Source organism: Thalassotalea profundi, from assembly GCF_014653195.1.
Classification (GTDB): Bacteria; Pseudomonadota; Gammaproteobacteria; order Enterobacterales; family Alteromonadaceae; genus Thalassotalea_B; species Thalassotalea_B profundi.
Window position 1 is genome coordinate 1 of record NZ_BNAH01000011.1, and the last position, 16,861, is coordinate 16,861.

Genomic DNA, 16,861 nt, shown 5'->3' on the forward strand with positions numbered 1-16,861 from the left:
TAAATTCAATGGTGAGAGATGGTGTCTATTGGGATCCAAAAATGAATTAAATATTAGTGTTTGACACCATAGTCACTTGTTAGAAGTTTTTTATAGATACTCTCGAAACCAACTAACAAGCTCTTCATTCGCTTTTTCTTTGTTTTTTATTAAACCGTGATCATCTTTGGGATAGATAACAAGTTTGTGAGGAATACTATTTTTAGCTAGCGCACTTGCTAGTTCAATAGAGTTATTAACTGATACTTTTTTATCATCTTCTCCATGTAAAAGTAAAATGGGGATATTCGGCGATAATTCACTAACCCAATTTAATACTGAACGTTTCTCTAATTCTGCTACTTTATTTTTACCATAGTCAGTGATTCTTTTAGTGTATACCTTTTCCATAGCTGGACGAAAATCGAGCTCTTTTAACAAATCAGTTGCACCAGCAATTGTTGCTATTGCCTTTATTTTACTTGTTTCTTTTAAAACTAAGTGAGTTTGCATACCTCCACGACTAAAGCCATACATGCCAATACGTTTCTCATCAGCACCTTTAATTTTAGGAATGTAATCTAGTAGTGCAATGACATCATTAACGTCTTTTCCACCAAACTCATCAAGTAAAACGCCTTTTGTACGAGATAATCTATATTGACTTCCAATAATCACAAACCCTTCGTTTGCGATAGGAAATAAGTTATGCATCATTGAACCAAATACTACTGAACCATAGCTACCATTGCCACCTCGGTTGTATATTAAAACAGGTAGCTTCTTTTTATTTGATTTGGGCTTAATGACATAACCTGAGACTTCTAGGTCGTCAACGTTGTACTTAAATGTTATACAAGAAAGGTTGTTTTTATACTGATTAAATTTTTCCTCTCCAAACATAGAGTCAAAAGCTGCCATTCCCTTTAATAGTTTTTCTTCAGATTTAATTCTTTTTTGTCGCTTCTCTTTAATAAAACCACGCCATGTGGCGTAGTCTTTGAATATGTGATTAAAGCAGTTTTTTTGATCCTTTATACTTTCGTCATTTATCAAATTTGATGCTTGGGTAGCAAATGATGAAAAAACTAACGTACAGATTAATAGATATTTGTTCACATCAACTCCATTTCGATGATTGAAACTTCTAACAGCTTAATAGGCGGTTACGAGACGCCTTTCTGCAACTGCGAACTAACCACCTAATTTATTTTATTACACTCAAGATTACTCGAATAAACACTAAATTACAAAACCTTATACAATAGATAGTAATTTTACATTTGCGTGAAAGAAGGCAATTTGCCGCCTTTCTTGTGGAAAGACGGATTTAAGCTAAACTGTATTAATATACAGTTTAATGTGTATAAAAAGGACTTTTATATGAAATCACCATTTTTGCTCTAAAAGAGCATCTTACATACGCTACGCCACTCTTTTGCTACGCATTTGTTGCAACGTGGTGCTGATATTCGTACAGTACAAGAACAATTAGGTCATAGTGATATTCGTACCACACAAATTTATACCCATGTTATTGAACATGGTGCGAACGGTGTTCGAAGCCCGCTATCTGACTTATAACAACTTAACTTTACAACTCAACCCTTTACATTTTTTGGATGTTAACTGATGAGCCCGCTTCCTGAAATATTGATTAGTCCCAATACTAAGCGAAATGGCATGACACTTACTGTATTTAGTGTGTTAGCCTTTTTCTTGTTATTAACGCTTGGACAAATATTTTGGCATACGGCTAAGTTGCCGCTTATATTTTTAATATTAGTGTCTTTTGTCGGTTTAGTACTCGGTATAGTTAAGCTTATGGAGCCCGAGTATAGTTTTAAGTTAGATCCTATCGCTTTCAATTTTATTCATCGAAAAGGTGCTTGGTCGCTACCTTGGGCGGTAATAAAAAACGCACGGCCGGTAAAAAATGTAAGTGGTATAGATACCGAAGAATTGGGCTATATTGGCTTGTCGGTCACTCACATCAGTGAGATTGCTTCACGTATTCCACCTAGGTTAGCTAATCATTTAATACATGAACAACGGCCTATTTTACTTTATTGCGTGTCGCGTGGATTGTTATCAATCGAGGAGGCAGTGGTAAATTTCAATGAGTTTGTTGTTGATCAGCATTCATTAAAAGGCCCTGTTGCAGGATTCTTACATCAATGCACTTTGTTGCATGGTGTTTTCGGGGCGCATTTATTTATTCCTCAAACTGATATTGATCGTTCTATGGATGAATTTTCACGTTTACTACTTGATTGTAAAGCAAGTCACCACCGATATAAAACCTAACCTTAATTCGGTATAACTAAAAAAGCCTTAGCTCATTTTCACAAACTAAGGCTTTTACTATGCTTGCTATTTCAGCTTATATAAACGCGAAGGCATCTGCATACATATGATCAATTAATGCGCCTTTACTGACAAAATCGGTACGCACAATGCCTACCATATCGAAACGCCCAGCTAAATAAATATCATAAGACGATAAATCAGTAATATCATTCATAACAACTTGGTGAACAATTCCTGTTTTTCCTTGCCAGTTATCCGTTGCATTTTCAATGACAAGGTTAAACTCGCCATCAATTAACTTACTAATGGTTTCTTGTGTTTTTGTTATTTCATAGCCCGCGCTTTCTTCACGCAATCCCCAATAAACAACAACTTTACGCTTTGAGCCTTGTAATGCTAACTGTTCAAAAATAGATTTAATATAAGAAAAACCTGTACCGCCAGCGATAAGCAGTAATGGGCGATCATTATCTCTTAAAAATGCTTGCCCTAATGGTATTTCAATTTGTACTTGTTGAGACGATTGCATGCGCTCTATGACTTGCATAGGGTAACTATCAGCACCAAAAGCGCCTATTTGCAACTCAATATATTCAGCGTCGGGGGCACTGGCAATAGAAAATGCGCGCTTGTCATCTTCAGACATCATAAAATTTAAATATTGGCCAGGTAAATAATCAACCTTATGTTCAGGCTTTAATAAAACCTTATATACAAACTCCGTTAACGGTTCTAACGAATGTACCTGACAATTAATAATGCTCATTACTTACTCTTACCTTTAAAACTCGGTGTTCAATGCCAAAGCCGACTATTTTATCACGAATATTTTTGTACTACCCAATAATATTCAACTCATCCCAAATATCATCTATTTGTTGTTTAATATTATCATCCATTACTATCGGCTCTCCCCATTCACGAGTCGTTTCGCCAGGCCACTTATTGGTTGCATCCAAGCCCATTTTCGACCCTAAACCAGAAACCGGAGAGGCAAAGTCTAAGTAGTCGATAGGCGTATTTTCAATTAATACGGTGTCCCTACTAGGGTCCATACGCGTGGTCATTGCCCAAATAACATCTTTCCAATCACGTGCATTAACGTCATCGTCACACACGATAACAAATTTGGTATACATGAACTGGCGTAAAAAAGACCAAACCCCCATCATTACGCGTTTAGCATGACCAGCATATTGCTTTTTAATGGTAACAACAGCTAACCGATATGAGCAACCTTCTGGCGGCAAATAAAAGTCCTGAATTTCAGGAAATTGCTTTTGCAAAATAGGGACGAATACTTCATTTAAAGCAACGCCTAAAATTGCAGGTTCATCAGGTGGACGTCCGGTATAAGTGCTATGATAAATAGGATCTTTACGGTGAGTAATATGTGTTACGGTAAATACAGGGAAGTTATCAACTTCATTATAATAACCCGTATGGTCGCCATACGGACCTTCTGGCGCAACTTCATCAGGATCAATATACCCTTCCAAAATAATCTCTGCGGTAGCAGGCACTTCCAAGTCATTACTAATACATTTAGCCACTTCGGTTTTTGCACCACGTAGTAAACCAGCAAAAGCATACTCCGACAATGTATCAGGCACAGGTGTTACTGCGCCTAAAATGGTGGCTGGATCCGCGCCTAACGCTACCGATACGGGGTATTTTTCACCGGGGTTTGTTTTTTTAAACTCTTGAAAATCTAACGCGCCACCACGATGCGACAGCCAACGCATTATCACTTTGTTTTTACTTAACACTTGTTGGCGATAAATACCTAAGTTTTGTCTTTCTTTGTGCGGGCCTTTAGTTACTGTTAGTCCCCATGTAATAAGAGGGGCAACATCACCCGGCCAGCAGGTTTGAATAGGTAGTTTAGCTAAGTCAACATCGTCACCAGTGATAACATCTTGCTGACATAGCGGTTTTTTTATCACCTTAACTGGCATATTTAGTACTTGCTTATAAACCGGTATTTTACCTAATGCGTCGCGAAAACCTTTTGGTGGTTCAGGCTCTTTCAGCATGGCTAATAATTTACCTACATCACGTAATGCGGCTACATCGGTTTGGCCCATCGCTAAGGCCACACGCTCAGGCGTACCAAATAAATTCGTAAGTACAGGCACACTGTGCGCTTTACCATTTTCATCTATCGGGTTTTCAAAGAGCAATGCTGGGCCTTCTTGACGCAAAGTACGATCACTAATTTCAGTCATCGCTAAATGAGTCGAGATGGGTTGCTTAATACGTTTTAGTTGCCCTAACTTTTCAAGTTGAGCAATAAAATCTCTTAAATCATTGTATTTCATATTAGAATTTGACCAAAAATTTGTCTGGCATTATAGCGTGTGTTATTTAAATAGAACTAGTTGATACCAAGATCTATCAATTTTTTTCTTTCACTGATTACTTGATTATATCCGTCTCGCGCTTTTTCTACGAGCGCATCGTCCGTTAACTGACTAAAAGCCATAAAGAGATTAATTGCAGGCATATCTAGCTTATAAACAGGTACTATGTTTTTACAATTTAACGCATGTTCAAGGCACGACTCTTTAAACGTTGATTTGTTCGCCGGAAATAAATCAATTCGCTTGGCGTTTAATAGCATTATATTTTGCATGCCTTTAACCGTAACGGATAAATTTTTAAAATTATTTCTATTAAGGTATTGAAATACCGCACTATCACGAATCGTACCAATGCGATACTCTTTAAGCTCTTCAAGTGTGGTTTGCTGATTAACATGACTATCAACTGAGCCATATAAGTAATACTCTAAAGCCATTATTTCACCAACCCACTTAAATTCGTTGGTTCTTTTCGGCGTTTTTGCCAGCGAATAAATTAAAACGTTAGGCTCATTAAGTGCTACTCGATAAGCTCTTGCCCAAGGCATTATTTCAATCTCATAAGAGATATTTGCAGCGTTTAACACCTGCTCAACAAGTGTGGTTGCCGGGCCAATAATTTTGCCATTTTCAGAATACTGTAACGGATAGCTTTCTTCTGTCACCACTTTAATTTTAATGACATCAGAAGTTGATTGTGTTTCTGCATTGCAGAGTATATGAGTGAATAAGAAGAACAAACCAATGATAGAATAATACCTCACCTTGCCTCCTTTTATTTTCAACTTACTATTAACTTAAAGATAAATGACTAAAGATCAAAAAGCCAGCAAGTGCTGGCTAGTATGAATCAATATATTAAAAAGTTATTGACGCTTCATTGAATCAAAAAATTCATCATTTGTTTTTGTCATGGCAAGTTTATCTATCATAAACTCCATGGCGTCAATTTCACCCATATCATGAACAATTTTACGCAAAATCCACATTTTTTGTAATTCATCAGGCTTAGTTATTAACTCTTCACGACGCGTACCACTACGGTTAAAGTGAATAGCAGGGAATACACGTTTCTCTGCCACTTTACGAGACAAGTGTAATTCCATGTTACCGGTACCTTTAAATTCTTCATAGATAACTTCATCCATTTTAGAACCGGTATCTACTAACGCTGTTGCAATAATAGTTAAACTGCCACCTTCTTCAATATTACGTGCGGCACCAAAAAAACGCTTCGGACGATGTAATGCATTAGCGTCTACACCACCGGTTAATATTTTACCTGATGACGGTATAACCGTATTATATGCACGAGCTAAACGTGTAATCGAATCTAATAAAATAACCACATCTTTTTTATGTTCAACTAAACGTTTAGCTTTTTCAATGACCATTTCAGCTACTTGCACATGTCGGTTTGCTGGCTCATCAAACGTAGAGGCAACAACCTCACCTTTAACTAAGCGCTGCATTTCGGTTACTTCTTCTGGTCGCTCATCAATAAGTAAAACCATAAGTTCACATTCAGGGTGATTATGGGCAATACTTTGCGCAATATTTTGCAGTAATAAGGTTTTACCGGCTTTTGGTGGAGCAACAATTAGTCCTCGTTGCCCTTTACCAATAGGTGATGCTAAATCTAGAACACGCGCGGTAATATCTTCAGTAGAACCATTACCACGTTCCATCACCATGCGTTCATTCGGATGAATTGGCGTTAAGTTTTCAAATAAAATTTTGTTACGCGCATTTTCAGGTTTGTCGAAATTGACTTCATTAACTTTTAATAGAGCAAAATAACGTTCGCCATCTTTCGGCGGGCGAATTTTACCGTTAACCGTATCACCCGTTCGCATACTAAAGCGTCGAATTTGGCTAGGTGATACATATATATCATCAGGTCCAGCCAAGTAAGAAGAATCTGCCGAGCGTAAAAATCCAAAGCCATCTTGAAGGATTTCTAATACGCCGCCACCAAAAATATCTTCACCGCTTTTGGCGTGAGCTTTTAATATGGCAAAAATAATATCTTGTTTACGGTTACGAGCTAAATGCTCAAGTTTCATAGTTTCAGCAAGCTTAATTAACTCGCTAATGGATTTTTGTTTTAATTCGGTAAGATTCATAGTAGAGGTTCTTTAACTATTTTACGTTGTTATGCATTGCCAACATGGCATTTTTGAACGAAAGAGTTGAGTTGAATATAGAAATGTTATTTTCTGTTGAAAGTTAAACTTAACATTAAAAATGACGCTCGTAAAGTCACAGCGGATTATTAATGCCATTAAATACAAAAAGGCCCGTATTACGGACCTTAATATTTAAAGGTGATTATCTAAAAACTCTTTTAACTGTGTTTTAGATAATGCCCCAACTTTAGTGTCGATCACTGCACCGTCTTTAAATAACAATAACGTTGGAATACCACGAATACCATATTTAGGCGGAGTGCCGTCATTTTGATCGATGTTTAATTTACCAACAGTTACTTTATCAGCATATTCTTCAGCAACATCGTTTAACAAAGGTGCTATCATTTTACATGGGCCACACCACTCAGCCCAAAAATCAACTAACACTAACCCCGATGCAGATAATACATCAGCTTCAAAACTGTCATCTGTTAATTGAACAATCTTATCGCTCATTTTATTCTCCGTTAATAATGGCTCTTCGCCAATTGAAAGAAATTATACCTACATCATTTTTAATTACCAATAGAGAAGCTAATATTTATTGATATACCTCATAGCTAAAACTAAGATAGTGCTACCTAATTGCCTTGAACTAGAAGATACTAATTCTTATTAACATCGTAACCTGTTAAGCTAGCGCCATGAATAATACACATTTAACTGAGATCAAGTTCAAAGAGCTTAATTTAGCACCTCAAGTGGTTGCTGGATTAGATGCCATGGGCTTTGAAAATTGCACGTCAATTCAAGCAAAATCGCTACCTGTTCTACTAGAAGGCAAAGATATTGCCGGACAAGCCCAAACAGGTGAAGGCAAAACAATTGCCTTTTTAGCAGCAACTTTCCATCACTTACTTCAAAAACCTAACCCTGAAAATAAACAGCCTAGAGCGCTGATTATGGCTCCAACACGTGAATTAGCCGTTCAAATTCACCGTGATGCTATCGAAATGGCAAAAAGCACAGGATTAAAATTAGGCGTTGTCTATGGCGGTGAAGGCTACGACAGCCAACGCCAAGAGCTTGAAAACGGCGTTGATATTCTTATTGGTACTTGCGGCCGATTAATCGACTACCTCAAGCAAGGAGCATACAACCTCAACAGTATTGAAGTGGTGGTGCTTGATGAAGCCGATCGCATGTTCGATTTAGGGTTTATTAAAGATATTCGTTATATGTTCCGCCGTATGCCGCAAGCAAGTGAACGCTTAAGCATGTTATTTTCTGCCACTTTATCTTTCCGCGTTAAAGAACTTGCATTTGAACACATGAATGACCCTGTAAGTGTAGAAGTAGCCCCTGAACAAAAAACTAATTTACGTATCTCAGAAGAGTTATTTTATCCGTCTAATGAAGACAAGATGACACTTTTGCAAACACTCATTGAAGAAGAGTGGCCCGATAAAGCCATTGTTTTTGCTAATACCAAACATAGTTGTGAAAATGTACATGCTCATTTAATGGCTGACGGTATACGTGTTGGCTTACTTACTGGTGATGTGCCACAGAAAAAACGTTTAAAAGTGCTTGAACAATTTACCAACGGCGAACTTGATATATTAGTTGCCACTGATGTAGCTGCCCGAGGTTTGCATATTCCTTTAGTTACTCATGTATTCAATTACGATTTACCGGACGACTGTGAAGATTATGTGCATCGAATAGGCCGAACTGGCCGTGCTGGTGAAACAGGTCATGCGATCAGTTTCGCCTGTGAAGAATATGTATTTAACTTACCTGCAGTTGAAGAGTATATTTCTCATTCGCTACCTGTGAGTAAGTATAATCAAGACGCACTACTGACTGATTTACCTAAACCCAAACCTAGACAGCGACGTCGTCCGCATAATGCAGGCAACCGCAAGCCTAGTGGCAATAGACAGCGTCGTAATTAATTTAGGAATACTCATTATTAATGTCTGCCGTCATAGAAAATAGTACTTCACCTTTATATGCGGTCATCGATTTAGGATCGAACAGTTTTCATATGCTCATAACGCGACAACTCGCCAATAGTGTGCAAGTTGTCGATAAAGTTAAACGTAAAGTGCGTTTAGCCTCTGGATTAGATCAAAATAACCTACTCAATGAGGCCGCTATTGCTCGTGGACTAGAATGTCTCAGTTTTTTTGCAGAGCGACTACAAGATATTCCCTCTGAAAATATTCGGGTTGTGGCTACTGCTACTGTTAGGCTTGCCACCAATAGAGACACCTTTATTCATGCTGCAAATAAAGTGCTTGGCCATGAAATTACTTTGCTAAGCGGCATACAAGAAGCTGAAAATATTTATTTGGGTGTAGCGCATACTAGCTATTCAGCTAAAGATAAACTGGTATTAGATATTGGTGGTGCAAGCACAGAATTAATTATTGGTAGTGGCTTTACTATTAAACACGCTGTAAGTGTTGATATAGGTTGTGTCACGTTCAATAAATTGTTTTTTGTTGATGGAAAAATCACAAAAAGCAATATTAGCAAAGCCACAGACCATGCAAAAAAAGCATTAGCACCTCATTTAGCTCATTATAAAAAATTGGGCTGGCAAGCGGTTTTAGGGGGGTCAGGCACGATACAAGCATTAGCTGAAATACTAATGTTCGAAAAAAAGCCAGCACTAATAACTCTAGGTTTTTTACATAAAATAAAAGCAGAACTTCAGAAATTTCAACAAGTAGACGACATTAACATTGGTGGTTTAACGAGTGAGAGAGTACCTGTATTTGCCAGTGGCTTGTCGATATTAATTGCTCTATTTGAATCACTCCATATTGACCAATTGCAACTATCTAGCGGTGCATTACGTGAAGGGTTGTTATATGAAATGTTACCTAATAGCCGTAACATAGCGATTCGTACTCGTACCGTAAATGGCCTTTCATTAAAGTTTCATATAGATACTGAGCATGCACAACGAATTCAAACACAAGTTTCTACATTATTAAATAGTTTTGCTCCAGTTTGGCAGCTTGTCGATAAAAACCACATTCAACTATTAAATGCAGCCACATCATTACACGAAATAGGCTTGTTATTAGAATATAAACGACATCAACAACACGGCGCTTATTTACTGAACAATGCAGATATTCCAGGATTTGAACAAGCAGAACGACAATTTATTGCCGCGCTAGTGAAGCTTTATAAAGGCGGAATTGACGTTGCTCTTCTAAAATCGTTATCAATCATGAGTTTTACTCATGCGTGTTATTATTTAGTAATATTGCGCTTAGCAATTATTTTATGCCGCCGCCGACAAGACGATGTTCTGCCAGACTATCAAATCAAAGTTGATGAAAATACCATTTACCTTTGCTTACCTGAATTATGGCTAAAACAACACCCACTTATTGCTGATGAACTACTTCAAGAAAATAAAGAGCTGAAGAAAATAGGCTTCAATTTAACTATTTATTGTGAGTCTAAACACGCCTAATTTGATTATTTCAGTTTATCAATAGGGTTGTAGCAGCAAACTGTACAACCCACAAATGCGATTGGGTAAACAGTTATTCTTCTTTTAACCAACGAGCTACTTGCTTAGCAAAATACGTTAAAATTCCGTCAGCTCCGGCACGTTTGAACGCCAATAAACTTTCCATTATACAAGGTTTTTCAGCCAACCAGCCATTTTGTATAGCCGCCATGTGCATGGCATATTCACCACTTACTTGATATGCATAGGTTGGTACCTGAAAGGTATCTTTAACACGACGAACAATATCTAAATAAGGCATTCCTGGTTTTACCATTACCATGTCAGCCCCCTCATAAATATCTTGTGATATTTCGTGTAACGCCTCATCACTATTAGCGGGGTCCATTTGATAAGAAAATTTGTTTCCGCCTTTAATATTCCCAGACGAACCTACGGCATCTCTAAATGGTCCATAATAACTAGACGCGTATTTAGCTGAATACGCAAGAATTCGAGTGTTTACAAAGCCGTGTGCTTCTAACTCTTGACGAATAGCACCCACTCTTCCATCCATCATATCCGATGGAGCTACGACATCTGCACCCGCTTGAGCATGAGATAATGCCTGTTTTACTAATATATCTTTAGTAATTTCGTTAAGTACATAACCTTCGTCTTTGCCTTCGGTACCAATAATTCCATCTTGTCCATGGGTAGTGAATGGATCTAAAGCAACGTCCGTTATTACCCCAAGTTCAGGAAAATTTGCTTTTAACGCTTTAACAGCACGCTGAGCTAAACCGTCTGGATTATATGCTTCTTCTGCTAATAATGATTTTTTATCCGCAGGTGTCACTGGAAAAATTGCTACCGCTGGAATCCCTAATTCGACTAACTCTTTCGCTTCTTCAAGCAATAAATCAATGCTTAGACGTTCAACATTAGGCATAGATTCTACCGCTTCACGCTGATTTTCACCTTCTAAGACAAATACCGGATAGATAAGGTCGTTAACCGTTAATTGGTTTTCTGCCATTAATCTTCTAGAAAAATCGTCACGGCGCATTCGGCGGAGGCGACGTGCTGGATATTGACCAAACTGGCTCATAATAAATTACTCCTACTCAGTTTCGAGTGTATTTAAATCAAAAACGATAACCCGATCACGGCCTTGATTTTTGGCTTGATAAAGCGCCTTATCTGCTGCTAAAAACAAATCTTCTGGGGTTAAGTCTTTTTGTTGTTTATAAGTGCTAACACCGCAACTAATTGATAAATTTATTGTTTTATCAGACACTGTAAATACCTGATCTTGAACTGCAGCACGAAGCTCTTCAGCGATAGCAATTGCACCTTCAGTGTCTGTTTCGGGCAGAATCAAACAAAATTCTTCTCCTCCGTAGCGACAACCAACATCAGTACTACGGCGTAAGCCTTCTTTAATAATTTTAGCGAGTATAATTAAACAATTATCGCCAGCAATATGGCCGTAGGTATCGTTAACACTTTTAAAATGATCGATATCGATAACCACAATACTCAATGGTGTTAAATTACGACGACTACGACGAAATTCAGCGAGCAGTTTTTGATCATAATAACGACGGTTATATAACCCTGTTAAATCATCAAGGGTATTCTTTTCTGCGAGTTCTCGATTAGCTTCTTCAAGCTCTTGTAGCGCAATATTTAATTCTAACGTTCGCTCTTGCACTCTAACTTCAAGTTGTTCTTGTGTTTCTTGTTGTAATGTCAAAAGCTCTTCTTGTGCTTGACGAGAGAGCATTTCGTTTTCAAGCGATTCTTTTTGAGCTCGTTCACTATCTAAGTTTTGATAATAGTATTGTCTACTCAGCACAAAGGTAATAAGAAATCCATGTAACCAATATGAAATGATGTATAGCGTAGTATTAAAGCCATACCAAGATGTTGTAGCAAGATTTGTTAATAAAAAAACAAGTTGAGAGAAGATAACTATAGTAAAGAGTAATGCAAGTCGCTGTTTATGCTTTATCAAAAATACACCAACACCAATCAATGCGGCGGCAATAACAACATCAATGAGCTTACTGATAACAAGATTAGTATTTAATGTGAATAACATACTTAAGGGTAAGTATGAAAAAAGTAACCAACCGCACACTCTAAGAAGTTTATTTAAGGTCTTAGAATAATTTTTTAAATCAAATAGCTCACGAGTAAACCACATCAATAAAATGGCTGAAAATGAGGTAAGTAGTGGTATTTCTAATCCTCTAAATTCCGACATTTCAGGGAAAAAGCTATATAAGTTAATACCTAATAAGACAGAAAGTGACATAGCTTGTACGGTAAAATAGGCACACAGAATTAATAACCATTTACTTCCATTTGCAGCAAATAACATCAACATAACCAATGCTAATGTAAACATACCACCAATTGCGATACCAGTAACATACTGGCTAGTACTTAAGCTTTCTACAAATTCATTAGAATTTACTATATCAAGATGTATTTTAGAGGCGCCATCAGAATTTGCAGTTAAATATACTCGCCAGGTTTCTTTAGCAGGGATACGCAACCGAGCACTTGATAAGCCATTATAATGAGGGGTAATTGTTGTTGTTTTAATGGTATTACCGTAACCATGCTCATAGAGCATCATGTCTTTTAATTGCAGGTCATTATTTAGCATTATATAAAAATTAGCTTCTTGCTCGCTGCTATTGGTTATATCTATCGCTAGCCAGTTTGTACCGTTGCTTAATATTAAGGGAGACTCTTGTGGGGTCCAAGCTTCTTTAGGTAGATTAAAGACTTGATGAATATTTACCTGAGAAAATTGTGATGACAGCATTGAATATTCACTGGATACCGTAACATCCGGAGTAACAACAATATCGTAAGTAACCGCAAAGGATCGAAATGCCAAAATTTGTAGACACAAAAATAATAAGCCATTGATATAGTTTTTATTCATATAGCCGCATTCCAATTAAATACCTTCTCAGTATTTTGTTTAGTATGATGCTGTATTTCTTCTTCACTATAACCTGTTAATTCAGCTAACTTTTTTACGATTATAGGTAAGTAACAGGGCTCATTACGACTACTCTTAGGTCGAGGTTTTATATTACGAGGTGTTAAATAAGGTGCGTCAGTTTCAATCATTAATTGAGACAATGGGATATGGCGTACTATTTCTTGGAGTTCTTGTCCTCGACGCTCATCACATAACCATCCCGTAATACCAATATACATACCCGCATCCAAGCAGGTCATTAACTCTTTTTTATTGCCAGTAAAACAATGTGATACCATTGCTGGGACCTTATCCAAATATGGTCTAAGTATGGCGAACCATTGTTCAAAAGCATCACGTTGATGTAAAAATAATGGTAAGGATAGTTGGTTGGCTAATGAGACTTGTTGCCTAAAAACCTGTACTTGATTTTCTGGGGTCGAAAAATTGCGATTGTAGTCTAATCCACATTCACCAATAGCTTTAACATGAACTGATTCCGATAATTGGATAAGCGCTTCAATATAATTAGCTGAAACACTATCAGCATCATGAGGGTGTACACCGACAGTACAGTGTAAGAACTTGGGAAATTGCGCGCATAATGCTAGAGCTTTCTGACTTTCAGCAACTGATGTACCTGTCACCAACATACCGGTCACCTGCTCAGCTTCTGCTCTTTCAATAACTAAACTACGATCTTTATCAAAGCGGCTGTTAGTAAAGTTTACGCCTATATCAATCAAGCAACTCACTCTCTATTTAAGACGATTCCGGTTATCGATAAAACTTAATTTGCCGTATCAGTATCATCAATATCGTCAGTTTCTTTTTCCCCAAAATTCATTGAAGCAATAAATACACCTACTTCAAACAAAATTAGCATAGGTATCGCTAATAACGTTTGTGAAATTATATCGGGGGGAGTTAATAACATGCCTATAACGAAAGCGCCCACAACGATATAAGGCCGTTTTGCTTTTAAGCTTTTCGGATCAGTAAACCCTGTCCAACACATTAAAATAATGGCAATTGGGATTTCAAAAGCGATACCAAAAGCAAAAAACAATTTTAAAACAAAATCTAGATAACTTGAAATGTCAGTTGCAATGGAAACACCTTGGGGTGCGACAGAGGTAAAAAATGAAAAAATTAAAGGAAATACCACAAAATAGCTAAAAGCAATACCAGCATAAAACAGAAAGGTACTGCCAAACATCAACGGCGCAACTAAGCGTTTTTCTTTTCGATAGAGCCCAGGAGCAATAAAAGACCAAACCTGATATAGAATAAAAGGCATTGCAAGAAATATAGCTAAAACGATCGTTAACTTAAAGGGGGCAAAAAATGATGAGGCAACATCGGTTGCTATCATCTGCCCACCCTCTGGCATGGTTGCTAACAAAGGCTCTGAAACATATTCATAGATATCATTAGCAAAGTAGATCATTGAACAGAAAATAACTAAAACAGAGAGCACGGCTTTTAACAGACGTGAACGCAACTCAAGTAAATGATCAAATAAAGTATGTGTTGCTTGTGTCATTAATTATTTTCTTTATTTTCAATTGTATTGGCAGTGGTTGTTTCCGTTGTTTTCATATACGGTTTGGTTACTTGTTCCGCCGCTTCTTTTAACGACTTCACCGATTCTGCTACTTCAGGAGACAAATTTTCCATGTTGACTTGTTCTGCTTTTTTTAGGTTTGCATGAAGTTCTTGAATGCGTAATTCTTCATTCAATTCATTTTTTACACTATCACTAAAGCGTCTAACATTACCTATCCATCCACGAACAGTTCGTATTGCAACAGGCAATCTCTCAGGACCTAAAACAATAAGACCAATTATTGCAATTAATAATAGCTCCCAAAAGCCAATATCAAACATAAATTAAACTTTATCTTTTTCTTCAGTAGTTGAAGCAACTTTCTCTTCTACTGATTTTTTTTCATCAATCGCTGCTGATTTTTCGTTCTCATCACTAATCGAATTTTTGAACCCTTTCACTGCACTGCCTAAGTCACTGCCTAAGTTGCGTAGTTTTTTTGTTCCAAATAACAACACTATAATGACGGCAACAATTAATAATTGCCAAATACCTATTCCGCCCATCGAAAAAACTCCTATAATCTAAGTACGTTCATTATAAAGTTTTGTTTGAAAAAAGCATCACTTACCGTATTAAAAGATAAGGACATTGTGAGATTGATTGATCTGCTTCATAGTCGCCTCATAAAAATTACAATTTTTACGCTTTTATTTGTTAGCTTATGTACCGCTGTACGTGCAGATTGCCTATTTATGCATGAAGATGCATCCTTTGAACAAAATAACCACAATTTAGCACAAACAAATCAACAAGAGCTCAAACAAGAAAATAAAGGACAAAAAACACCAGAAAAGAAACAATGGGTAGAAACATTTCATAACTCAGTGTCAAATGGTGTTTATCAATCTGCTGTATGGTTTGACAATTTTTTTACTGATCAAGATTGCCAACAACAAAAACCCAGTACTAATGCAAGAATTCGCTTAGAGTGGGCACCTAAGGCAAGAGACTTACAAGAATTTAAGGCGCGCTTTCGTATTAAAGTTAATCTTCCGCATTTTAGTAATAAAATGGATCTTGTGTTATCGGATGATGACGAAGACTCTCAAAATCAGCTTCCGCTTGAAAGTATGAACACTCAACCTCAAACAGAGAAAGAGCACTTTGCTGCAGCGGTACGCTATGTACATATTAAAAATAGTCAGCAATATACAGATACTCGTTTGGGCATTTCCGGTGGGGATATTTTTACACGCTTTCGATTTGTTAAACGCTATACAGGTGAAGATAATCATAGCCTTAAAATAGAGCCTTCTATTTACTATTTTCTTCAAGATGGCTGGGGCAGTAAATTGTTATTAGAATACGACTATCAGCTTTCTAAAAAATCTCAATTAAGATTTAACTATAGTACTCATGTTTCTCAATCGTTTAGTGGTGTTCGCTGGAAACATGGGGTGTATAAACTTAATCAAATAAACAATACCACTGCGTCATTATTGGGCTTACAGGTTGAAGGAGAACGAAATGGTGAGCGTGGCTTTATTGTTGATAAATACACTTTAAGTTATCGATACCGGTTTAATGCTTATAAAGAATGGTTATATTTTGAAGTAGAACCTTTTGTTGAATGGCCAGAAGAAGATAATTATCACACCATACCGGGAATTGCTTTACGCGTTGAGGGTTTTTTCTATAAAAACTAATCCGAATTTTTAAATTAACATGCCTTCGCTTTATATTTAAGTTAAGTCACTTCATATTCATCAATATTAAAGACTTCTACTAACGAAAATACATCACTTTCGGGACCTGTATTCCTAAATACTTCCAACGCATTTTTAGATGTCCATTTTTCAAAGATATTCACACGGTTTTCATCAACTGGATCAGCTGAGACAGAAAAGTCCTCACATGCGCTATTTTGTCGCGCTAATAATATAGCGGGAATTGATTTTTCAATAAACTCATTACGTGAGTCAGGTTTTAATATCAACTTGCCTGTGACTAAAATTGCCATTGATGCCTCTATTTACTATA

Annotated in this window: 17 protein-coding genes and 1 pseudogene; 5 read left to right on the plus strand and 13 right to left on the minus strand. The window is 37.0% G+C overall.

The annotated features are described in order from the left end of the window. Positions 1-90: 90 nt before the first annotated feature. On the minus strand, positions 91-1,098 hold the full coding sequence (locus IE155_RS13185) for an alpha/beta hydrolase family protein (RefSeq protein ID WP_189378716.1): 1,008 nt from the start codon (positions 1,096-1,098) through the stop codon (positions 91-93). Between the two features lie 300 nt (positions 1,099-1,398). Between IE155_RS13185 and IE155_RS13190 the strand changes: the two are divergent. Both IE155_RS13190 and IE155_RS13195 read left to right on the plus strand, forming a co-directional pair. Then, positions 1,399-1,563 (plus strand): annotated as a pseudogene (locus IE155_RS13190) (tyrosine-type recombinase/integrase); the annotation flags it as partial. Between the two features lie 48 nt (positions 1,564-1,611). After that, complete coding sequence (locus IE155_RS13195; protein WP_189378717.1) at positions 1,612-2,286, plus strand: DUF2982 domain-containing protein; 675 nt, start codon at positions 1,612-1,614, stop codon at positions 2,284-2,286. A 76-nt stretch (positions 2,287-2,362) separates the two neighbouring features. Here IE155_RS13195 and fre read toward each other — a convergent pair whose 3' ends face one another. From fre to trxA, 5 genes are all read right to left on the minus strand, one after another. Beyond that, positions 2,363-3,055: an NAD(P)H-flavin reductase gene (gene fre / locus IE155_RS13200; RefSeq protein WP_189378718.1), complete on the minus strand. Its 693-nt coding sequence runs from the start codon at positions 3,053-3,055 to the stop codon at positions 2,363-2,365. A 70-nt stretch (positions 3,056-3,125) separates the two neighbouring features. Further along, entirely contained in the window at positions 3,126-4,610 is a 1,485-nt protein-coding gene (gene ubiD / locus IE155_RS13205) for a 4-hydroxy-3-polyprenylbenzoate decarboxylase (RefSeq protein ID WP_189378719.1), read from the minus strand. Positions 4,611-4,666: 56 nt separating this feature from the next. Beyond that, positions 4,667-5,416, minus strand: a complete 750-nt coding sequence (locus tag IE155_RS13210; protein ID WP_189378720.1) for a substrate-binding periplasmic protein — start codon at positions 5,414-5,416, stop codon at positions 4,667-4,669. A 102-nt stretch (positions 5,417-5,518) separates the two neighbouring features. After that, entirely contained in the window at positions 5,519-6,778 is a 1,260-nt protein-coding gene (gene rho, locus IE155_RS13215) for a transcription termination factor Rho (protein ID WP_189378721.1), read from the minus strand. Positions 6,779-6,973: 195 nt separating this feature from the next. Next, complete coding sequence (gene trxA, locus IE155_RS13220; RefSeq protein ID WP_189378722.1) at positions 6,974-7,300, minus strand: thioredoxin TrxA; 327 nt, start codon at positions 7,298-7,300, stop codon at positions 6,974-6,976. Positions 7,301-7,488: 188 nt separating this feature from the next. Here trxA and rhlB point away from each other — a divergent pair, with 188 nt between their 5' ends. Together rhlB and IE155_RS13230 are read left to right on the plus strand one after the other, a co-directional pair. Further along, a complete protein-coding gene (gene rhlB, locus IE155_RS13225) occupies positions 7,489-8,742 on the plus strand; it encodes an ATP-dependent RNA helicase RhlB (protein ID WP_189378723.1) in 1,254 nt (417 codons plus the stop codon). 20 nt (positions 8,743-8,762) lie between these two features. Continuing rightward, complete coding sequence (locus tag IE155_RS13230; protein ID WP_189378724.1) at positions 8,763-10,283, plus strand: Ppx/GppA phosphatase family protein; 1,521 nt, start codon at positions 8,763-8,765, stop codon at positions 10,281-10,283. A gap of 73 nt (positions 10,284-10,356) precedes the next feature. Here IE155_RS13230 and hemB read toward each other — a convergent pair whose 3' ends face one another. From hemB to tatA, 6 genes are read right to left on the minus strand one after another with little or no spacing between them, the layout of a single operon-like run. After that, entirely contained in the window at positions 10,357-11,373 is a 1,017-nt protein-coding gene (gene hemB / locus IE155_RS13235) for a porphobilinogen synthase (RefSeq protein WP_189378725.1), read from the minus strand. A 12-nt stretch (positions 11,374-11,385) separates the two neighbouring features. Beyond that, the gene (locus IE155_RS13240; protein WP_189378726.1) at positions 11,386-13,227 is read right to left on the minus strand and encodes a sensor domain-containing diguanylate cyclase; all 1,842 of its coding nucleotides are present in this window, start codon (positions 13,225-13,227) and stop codon (positions 11,386-11,388) included. Further along, positions 13,224-14,015: a TatD family hydrolase gene (locus IE155_RS13245; RefSeq protein WP_189378727.1), complete on the minus strand. Its 792-nt coding sequence runs from the start codon at positions 14,013-14,015 to the stop codon at positions 13,224-13,226. Before IE155_RS13245 ends, IE155_RS13240 begins: the two co-directional genes overlap by 4 nt. 44 nt (positions 14,016-14,059) lie before the next feature. Next, positions 14,060-14,815: a twin-arginine translocase subunit TatC gene (gene tatC / locus IE155_RS13250; protein ID WP_189378728.1), complete on the minus strand. Its 756-nt coding sequence runs from the start codon at positions 14,813-14,815 to the stop codon at positions 14,060-14,062. Next, complete coding sequence (gene tatB, locus IE155_RS13255) at positions 14,815-15,159, minus strand: Sec-independent protein translocase protein TatB (protein WP_189378729.1); 345 nt, start codon at positions 15,157-15,159, stop codon at positions 14,815-14,817. The genes tatC and tatB overlap by 1 nt, the downstream gene beginning before the upstream one ends. A 3-nt stretch (positions 15,160-15,162) precedes the next feature. After that, positions 15,163-15,384: a Sec-independent protein translocase subunit TatA gene (gene tatA, locus IE155_RS13260; protein ID WP_189378730.1), complete on the minus strand. Its 222-nt coding sequence runs from the start codon at positions 15,382-15,384 to the stop codon at positions 15,163-15,165. Between the two features lie 45 nt (positions 15,385-15,429). Between tatA and IE155_RS13265 the strand changes: the two genes are divergently transcribed. Next, a complete protein-coding gene (locus IE155_RS13265) occupies positions 15,430-16,527 on the plus strand; it encodes a hypothetical protein (protein WP_189378731.1) in 1,098 nt (365 codons plus the stop codon). A gap of 41 nt (positions 16,528-16,568) precedes the next feature. On the opposite strand, the gene IE155_RS13270 is transcribed toward IE155_RS13265, so the two are convergent. Next, positions 16,569-16,841 (minus strand): putative quinol monooxygenase, encoded by a 273-nt coding sequence (locus IE155_RS13270; RefSeq protein ID WP_189378732.1) that lies wholly within the window; start codon positions 16,839-16,841, stop codon positions 16,569-16,571. Between the last annotated feature and the right edge of the window lie 20 nt (positions 16,842-16,861).

Coding starts and splice junctions, on each gene's coding strand:
- IE155_RS13195 (WP_189378717.1), top strand. CDS start 1,612: ATGAGCCCGCTTCCTGAAATATTGATTAGTCCCAATACTAAGCGAAAT.
- fre (WP_189378718.1), bottom strand. CDS start 3,055: ATGAGCATTATTAATTGTCAGGTACATTCGTTAGAACCGTTAACGGAG.
- ubiD (WP_189378719.1), bottom strand. CDS start 4,610: ATGAAATACAATGATTTAAGAGATTTTATTGCTCAACTTGAAAAGTTA.
- rho (WP_189378721.1), bottom strand. CDS start 6,778: ATGAATCTTACCGAATTAAAACAAAAATCCATTAGCGAGTTAATTAAG.
- trxA (WP_189378722.1), bottom strand. CDS start 7,300: ATGAGCGATAAGATTGTTCAATTAACAGATGACAGTTTTGAAGCTGAT.
- rhlB (WP_189378723.1), top strand. CDS start 7,489: ATGAATAATACACATTTAACTGAGATCAAGTTCAAAGAGCTTAATTTA.
- IE155_RS13230 (WP_189378724.1), top strand. CDS start 8,763: ATGTCTGCCGTCATAGAAAATAGTACTTCACCTTTATATGCGGTCATC.
- hemB (WP_189378725.1), bottom strand. CDS start 11,373: ATGAGCCAGTTTGGTCAATATCCAGCACGTCGCCTCCGCCGAATGCGC.
- IE155_RS13240 (WP_189378726.1), bottom strand. CDS start 13,227: ATGAATAAAAACTATATCAATGGCTTATTATTTTTGTGTCTACAAATT.
- tatC (WP_189378728.1), bottom strand. CDS start 14,815: ATGACACAAGCAACACATACTTTATTTGATCATTTACTTGAGTTGCGT.
- tatB (WP_189378729.1), bottom strand. CDS start 15,159: ATGTTTGATATTGGCTTTTGGGAGCTATTATTAATTGCAATAATTGGT.
- tatA (WP_189378730.1), bottom strand. CDS start 15,384: ATGGGCGGAATAGGTATTTGGCAATTATTAATTGTTGCCGTCATTATA.
- IE155_RS13270 (WP_189378732.1), bottom strand. CDS start 16,841: ATGGCAATTTTAGTCACAGGCAAGTTGATATTAAAACCTGACTCACGT.